The following is a 6239-nucleotide window of genomic DNA, read 5'->3' as shown; positions in this document are numbered from 1 at the left end:
GTTGATTACTTTCTAATTTAAGCTCGGTCAACTGAGTTAGATTTCCAATAGACTCAGGGATTGCGCTTAGTTGATTATTGAATAAACCAAGCTCGGTCAACTGAGTCAGATACCCTATAGAATCAGGGATTGCGCTTAGTTGATTGCTGCTTAAATCAAGCTCGGTCAACTGAGTTAGATTCCCTATAGAATCAGGGATTGCGCTTAGTTGATTATTTTCTAATATAAGCTCGGTCAACTGAGTTAGATTTCCAATAGACTCAGGGATTGCGCTTAGTTGATTACTGAATAAACCAAGCTCGGTCAACTGAGTCAGATTCCCTATAGAATCAGGGATTGCGCTTAGTTGATTACTTTCTAATTTAAGCTCGGTCAACTGAGTTAGATTTCCAATAGACTCAGGGATTGTGTCCAACTGATTGCCAGCTAAACCAAGCTCTTTCAGTTTAATCAGGTTACCAGTGCACGTTGGGAAAACGCCTAGCTGATTGTGGGACAACGAAAGCTTGGTTAATTGGTTCAGGTTACCAAGGAACTCTGGAATTGCACTCAGCTTATTTCCGAACAAGCCAAGCTCGGTTAACTGAGTCAGATTACCAATATACTCAGGGATTGCGCTTAGCTGATTTTCGGACAATTCAAGCTTGGTCAACTGAGTCAGATTACCGATGGACTCAGGGATTGTACTGAGCTTATTGTCAAACAAGCCAAGCTCGGTCAACTGAGTCAGGTTACTAATAGACTCAGGGATGGCGTTCAACTGATTGGAGCCTAAATTAAGCACGGTTAGTTGCGTCAGATTCCCAATAGACTCAGGGATTGCGCTTAGCTGACTTTCGAATAAATAAAGAGTGGTTAACTGAGTTAGATTACCGATCGTTTCAGGTAAATCGGTTAGATTTATATCAAAAATGCAAAGTGCTTTTGTCTGTAAAAGCTCTGCTTTTGTGCGTGGGAGCGTATCATGGCCAATTTCATTACGGTCAGCCCAATCCCACAATGTTTGCAGCCACGTATCAACTTCATTAATGGATGCATGTGCATTATGCAGACTCAATAGTTGCTGCGTCAAACAGAGTAGGTTGTTGGTTTGCTTTAAAAGCAAACTCGAATCTTGATTCACTAAAGGAGTGTTAATTTTATTCATTATCTAATATATATAAAACCATCTAAAATTATTTTACATTAATCGAGTTTTGCATGACTTGATTACCTTCATTTTATCCGATGAACATCCTGATTAACTACGAAAAGATAGGACAGCCATTACTTCCAATGTCAAAAGTTGCGCTTTTATAACAAGAAAGATAGAAAAACTAAAGAGGTCGGAGCCTGACGAATTCCCACAAAAAGACAAATAAAAATAATGAGATAGGCGAATTGCTGAGGAACATTCATGACATTTGGTGATCAAATTTATCGCCAAACAAAAATTACCACGAGCAAATGCCATGAATGCGAAACAAGTTTTATCAAAATGCCTATCTCTTGTCACCCCGTTAATGCACAAAACTCGCCGACAAAGTTTTTACGCTGCAATCGAAAGCTCTATGAATGGTGGCTCCCTTTCTATCACTGGATTAGGCCGAAATATTGATAGTAAAACCCCAGAAAAACATAAGATTAAACGAATAGATAGACTTTGTGGCAATACCCACATACATCGGGATATTGAGCTAATCTACGCTCGAATGACTTATCTACTAGTGGCTAAAATAGAGCAACCCATTATTCATATCGATTGGTCTGATTTAGATGAACATAAACACAACTTTCTTATTAGAGCATCGATTGCCGTTCAAGGACGGTCTTTAATGCTTTATGAAGAAATACACCCATTAAGCAGAAAAGAAAGCCCTAAAACTCACCGACTATTCATGACGAAACTTAAAGTCATGTTGCCGCAAGACTGCAAGCCTATCATCGTCACTGATACAGGTTTTCGTGTACCTTGGTTTACATTGGTTCAGTCATTAAATTGGGATTATGTGGGGCGTTTTAGAAATAGAACATGCTGCAGGAAACTTTCGGAAAACCATTGGTATGGTGCAAAAAACTTATATGCTCAAGCTAATTCAAGAGCGCAATGCCTAGGCGACTTTCTGTTAAGACAAAATGCTCCATTTCAATCTCGTCTAGCCATATATAAACGTCATGCTATGGGACGAAAAGATAGAACCGCAGCGGGTGATAGAGCTAGACGCAGTAAGTTGTCCCGTGCAAATGCAGAAAGAGAAAAAGAACCCTGGTTACTCGCAACATCACTTTATACTTCAAGTGCTACAGCGAGAAAAGTCATTCAGGTTTACGCAACAAGAATGCAGATTGAAGAAAGCTTTAGAGATGTTAAAACAGGGCTAAAAATGAATGATAGTGGTACTCGAATAGCAACGCGACTCAGCGTGTTACTACTCATTGGCAGTCTTTCACAATTTGTACTGTTTCTATTGGGCTTAGCAGTTAAAGCAGCTAACAAGCAATGGCAGTATCAAGCGAATTCAATCAAGCATCGCAATGTACTCTCAAACCAGTTCATAGGCTTGAGAGCATACAAAGATAGGAACTTAAAGCTGTTGAAATCGCATTGGCTGATAGCGCTTAAGACGCTAAAGGGGTTAATGCGTGAACCACAAGCATGTTATTAAATTCGTGGGGATCCGTCAGGGTCGGAGCGAATAAGATAAATTGAGATATTTTTGCCTCATCTAAGTCACTCGCGATAGGTCTGGTGCTCAAACTCATTTCTGCCCAAAAATGATTTAGTAAAGTAAAAAGCGAGCCTAATGGCTCGCGAGTTGTTGCTATAGACTGTCCTCTAATTTTTGTGCCCAATGTTGTTCAGCTATATCGAAATAAATTTCTGGCGGTAACCCAAAAATTACTTCGAATTCGTCATCAAATAAGCCGCAGAAGCTTTGTATTTCTTCTTTGAGCAGCAGCAACACCATGTACATATCCAAATCTTCCAGATATTGACTATCAAGCTCTGGATGCTCTTCTTGTATCGATTTACTGATACTCATACCTAAAATCCTCCCAGCAGAATCTCTATGTTGATAGATGTATCGACTAAAACTTAATTCGATATCATCGTCTTGTGTTACTTGGTGGCCTGCCAGTAACAAAACGGTGCTATGGTCGCGCCAGGGCGACTTAGATTGCCTTTGATACTCTCTGATAAAAGGTGACTTCTTATCGCTCATAGTGCCTCCTAATTGGCTAATGATGTGCCCTCATTAGTAGTTAGGATTGCCACATGCGAATTATTGAAGTGTTGGCGAAAAAACGTGATTACCTGTTCTTGCTGCAGTGGTAATACGTGTTTTTTACTCAAGTGTTTCCTTATGGCGAACTCTAAAAAATTGAGCTCTGTTTCAAGCGTATACAGCTCTCTATCGACATACTTCAGCTCTTCTACAAGGCAGCTTGATATTTCATCAAGTAAGCTAATCAAGTTATTTAACTGGTATTGATAACTCGCTTTCATCGACGTTCTCCTGTGTTTTTGATGTTCAATAACTAGGTAGAAAGTGAGAAGGCGAGTTTTAAGTAAACACTAAGTATGCATAGAGGCATCATGAGCTTTAGCCGGCATAATCTGATCTAGTGATGCAGAGTAGTCAGCCATATCGTTACAGTGATCATCTTGGTTCACATGAGTATAACGTTCTGTTGTTTTTGAGCTTTTATGACCCAAAGCAATTTGAGTTTTGCGGATGTTATTAGTTTGCTTGGTATGTCTAGTGGCGAAAGTATGTCTGATAATTCTAAAGTCTAAATGGGCAAAGCTAAGACGCTTTATAAAGCTAGCTTTCGTCTTTTTGTAGCTAGTAATATGGGCTCCTTTGCTCCTGGGGCTTGGGAATAACCATTTAGTCGAAGTTGTTTGGTGACATGAGTGTTTTAGCCATTCTTTTAAAATCGCTTCGATTTCAGGCGTGATCTCAATATATTGGTCTTTTTTGATTTTCCCTACCGTCGCACGAATTCTTAGTTTTTTATCGGCAAAGTTGATATCGCTCTTCATTATTTGTAGTGCGTAACTAGGGCGTAGGCCTGTGTGGAAACACAGCAGTGCTAGTGGAGTAAAGTAGTCAGCATAAACTGACCCTACAGTCTTCCCTTTAAGCTTCTCTTTATCTCTTGCTGCCAACTGTTGGTAAATTTCTTTGAGTTCATTATCTGTATAATATTTATCTTCAATATTGTTAACTTGCACCTTCAGAGGCTTACAAAGTAGCTCTTCATCGAATACGAAAGGGTGACGAGGATCTTCCGAGGCCGCACGTATAGCAGCTCTTAAGGTACTCATAGCGCCTTTTATTGTCGACTCGGCTAAATCATAGGCGACATACCTGAGCTAAGCTGCTTACTTGTTAGTTTGACTGTATGAGATCTTAGCCATTTGAGTAGATGGCTTTTAGATATTTCATTAATCGGCAGCGATAGCAAATTTGGGAAGTGATGCTTAATCAGATTCGTTTTTGATGCCGCTTTTTTTGGGTTGCTTAAATAGATTAAATTTTGGTACTCAGGTAAGTACTCTCCAAGCGTTGGTATTGGTTTTCTGGCGTGAATATTTCGACCATTTTGATGAATGGCTTGCTGAGCAGCAATTGCACCTAGCTCCGATTTCACTTTTGACTCTAATTTTATCCCTTCCGAAAGGTCACAAATTTTTTTCTGGGTAGAGTGTTTTTTATTAGGCAATCTAGCACGACTGTAGAAGACTATTCCTGAATTCAAAAAAATTTTTAGTTCATTATTTTCAACATTAAATCCATTTCGGTATAAGCGTACATTTAAGTTTTCGATACCGAGAACATTAATTTCAACATAACTAATTTTTTTGTTGAACCAATCATTGAGCTTTGCACGAGTTTGGTCTGCCTTGGTTTCGCCAGGCATTTTCCCAACTCCGTAGACAGCAAAGTTATTTAGGAATTGGTTAGAAACCTTGCTATCAAGGGCTTTATAAAGCTGCTTTATCATCGGAAGTAGCATATAAATTATCAAGGTTTGTAGCATGTATAGTCTCTCGTTTGCGCTAAATTTGTGTTGTGGTGCAAATGATGACAAAAAAGATTTGTTTCAAAGAATAGTGATTAAGCTGTAATTTAGCCCTTTTCTTAAAAAGGACCTTTAAATTTTAAAAACTCCAAATTAAAACAGAGATTTACGCCTTGGGAATATTTTTTAAATTATTTTCAAACGTATCAATTAGGAAAAGCCAGATTAAAGTTATTAGCATTAAAACCCATTTATTCATTTGCTTAGCTTAGTTTTGATAGGTCTTGGTTTGTTTTTGTGAGGGGGGATTAGAGCTTAACCCCTGGTTTCTTGCTTTTAAGTTTTTTATTTAAAGTTTGGCGCTTATAACAAAGGAGTTACTGAATGCGCCTAGAAATAACAAAACTACTATTCACAGAAGTGGAAGCTGCGAAATACCTTAATATTTCTGTTAGCACCTTGCAGAAAAGTCGAACCAAAGGCGACATTCGGATAGCAAACGGCTTGGCTCCGGCCTTTGTAAAGCATTTGGGTGGCGTTCGCTATAGTGTTGAGGTATTACGTCAATATAAAGCTGAAAAGGGCGCTAAGGGCTTCTATACTGAGCTTGAGACTTCCTATTTACCTAATCAAAGTAAAGCTCCTGCTATTCCGACTTCGCTTGATATTGAGCAGGAAGAAGATCAATTTGACTGGTCTGTGCTTGTTGAGTCATCAGTGAAAGAAAGTGTGAGGATTTAAATTGGAGCTAGGTGCTCACAACATTTAACTCTACATTAGAGCTTAACCAGAATTTTTTGGAATTTTTAATCTCGCTTAGAATTTAAGGGTGTCTACAAAGGAGCCCTTAAATGTTAGCTATTGCAAACCAAGTATTATTGACTGAAGTAGAAGCCGCGGCAGCGATAAGCTGTTCTTTAAGCGCCTTACAGAAAAGTCGCTCAAAAAAATCGACCAAAATAGATGATGGCCTAGCGCCTCGATTTATTAAAGATAAGGGAGCTATTCGATACTTGCTAAGCGATCTTGAGGAGTTTGTGAGTAACTTAATGCAGCAAGATATGGCGGCTAACGATAACGAGCTAGATATGGCGGATACAGCCGCTGTGATCGATGATGTTGAAGCTGCTGTTAAAAAGCCGGCGGAAGATGATGTGTTCGATTGGTCAACGTTGATCTAGCTAATACTCATCAATTCATTATTTAAGAGCGTTCACCGAAAGGTGGGC

8 protein-coding genes are annotated in these 6239 nt (G+C 39.1%); 3 read left to right on the top strand and 5 right to left on the bottom strand.

Translation table 11 applies throughout. The features are described 5' to 3' along the window. Window positions 1-1147, bottom strand: a 1147-nt coding sequence (locus MSG37_RS02620) for a leucine-rich repeat domain-containing protein (protein WP_248468992.1), incomplete at its 3' end; no start/stop codon positions are given. A 304-nt stretch (window positions 1148-1451) separates the two neighbouring features. Between MSG37_RS02620 and MSG37_RS02615 the strand changes: the two genes are divergently transcribed. Further along, entirely contained in the window at window positions 1452-2645 is a 1194-nt protein-coding gene (locus MSG37_RS02615) for an IS4 family transposase (protein ID WP_248469143.1), read from the top strand. A gap of 156 nt (window positions 2646-2801) precedes the next feature. Here MSG37_RS02615 and MSG37_RS02610 read toward each other — a convergent pair whose 3' ends face one another. The 4 genes from MSG37_RS02610 to MSG37_RS02595 all read right to left on the bottom strand — a co-directional run bounded on the left by MSG37_RS02610 (window position 2802) and on the right by MSG37_RS02595 (window position 5028). Beyond that, window positions 2802-3203, bottom strand: coding sequence for a hypothetical protein (locus tag MSG37_RS02610; protein ID WP_248468991.1), 402 nt, complete (start codon window positions 3201-3203; stop codon window positions 2802-2804). Window positions 3204-3211: 8 nt separating this feature from the next. After that, window positions 3212-3487, bottom strand: a complete 276-nt coding sequence (locus MSG37_RS02605) for a hypothetical protein (protein ID WP_248468990.1) — start codon at window positions 3485-3487, stop codon at window positions 3212-3214. Between the two features lie 69 nt (window positions 3488-3556). Then, the gene (locus tag MSG37_RS02600) at window positions 3557-4312 is read right to left on the bottom strand and encodes a site-specific integrase (RefSeq protein WP_248468989.1); all 756 of its coding nucleotides are present in this window, start codon (window positions 4310-4312) and stop codon (window positions 3557-3559) included. 23 nt (window positions 4313-4335) lie between these two features. Then, window positions 4336-5028 (bottom strand): hypothetical protein, encoded by a 693-nt coding sequence (locus MSG37_RS02595; RefSeq protein WP_248468988.1) that lies wholly within the window; start codon window positions 5026-5028, stop codon window positions 4336-4338. 366 nt (window positions 5029-5394) lie between these two features. Here MSG37_RS02595 and MSG37_RS02590 point away from each other — a divergent pair, with 366 nt between their 5' ends. Both MSG37_RS02590 and MSG37_RS02585 read left to right on the top strand, forming a co-directional pair. Continuing rightward, window positions 5395-5751 carry a helix-turn-helix domain-containing protein gene (locus MSG37_RS02590; RefSeq protein ID WP_248468987.1) on the top strand — a complete coding sequence of 119 codons (357 nt, stop codon included), beginning with the start codon at window positions 5395-5397 and terminating at the stop codon, window positions 5749-5751. 110 nt (window positions 5752-5861) lie between these two features. Beyond that, entirely contained in the window at window positions 5862-6191 is a 330-nt protein-coding gene (locus MSG37_RS02585; protein ID WP_248468986.1) for a hypothetical protein, read from the top strand. Window positions 6192-6239: the final 48 nt, after the last annotated feature.

The organism is Shewanella sp. 1CM18E (genome assembly GCF_023161665.1).
In the GTDB taxonomy this organism is placed as follows: domain Bacteria; phylum Pseudomonadota; class Gammaproteobacteria; order Enterobacterales; family Shewanellaceae; genus Shewanella.
Note: the sequence above shows the minus strand (reverse complement) of the source record. Positions and strands in the feature narration are given on the sequence as shown.

Bases quoted from the DNA above. Each gene is read 5' to 3' on its own strand.
- MSG37_RS02615 (WP_248469143.1), top strand. From the start codon at position 1,452: ATGAATGCGAAACAAGTTTTATCAAAATGCCTATCTCTTGTCACCCCG.
- MSG37_RS02600 (WP_248468989.1), bottom strand. From the start codon at position 4,312: ATGAGTACCTTAAGAGCTGCTATACGTGCGGCCTCGGAAGATCCTCGT.
- MSG37_RS02590 (WP_248468987.1), top strand. From the start codon at position 5,395: ATGCGCCTAGAAATAACAAAACTACTATTCACAGAAGTGGAAGCTGCG.
- MSG37_RS02595 (WP_248468988.1), bottom strand. From the start codon at position 5,028: ATGCTACAAACCTTGATAATTTATATGCTACTTCCGATGATAAAGCAG.
- MSG37_RS02585 (WP_248468986.1), top strand. From the start codon at position 5,862: ATGTTAGCTATTGCAAACCAAGTATTATTGACTGAAGTAGAAGCCGCG.
- MSG37_RS02610 (WP_248468991.1), bottom strand. From the start codon at position 3,203: ATGAGCGATAAGAAGTCACCTTTTATCAGAGAGTATCAAAGGCAATCT.
- MSG37_RS02605 (WP_248468990.1), bottom strand. From the start codon at position 3,487: ATGAAAGCGAGTTATCAATACCAGTTAAATAACTTGATTAGCTTACTT.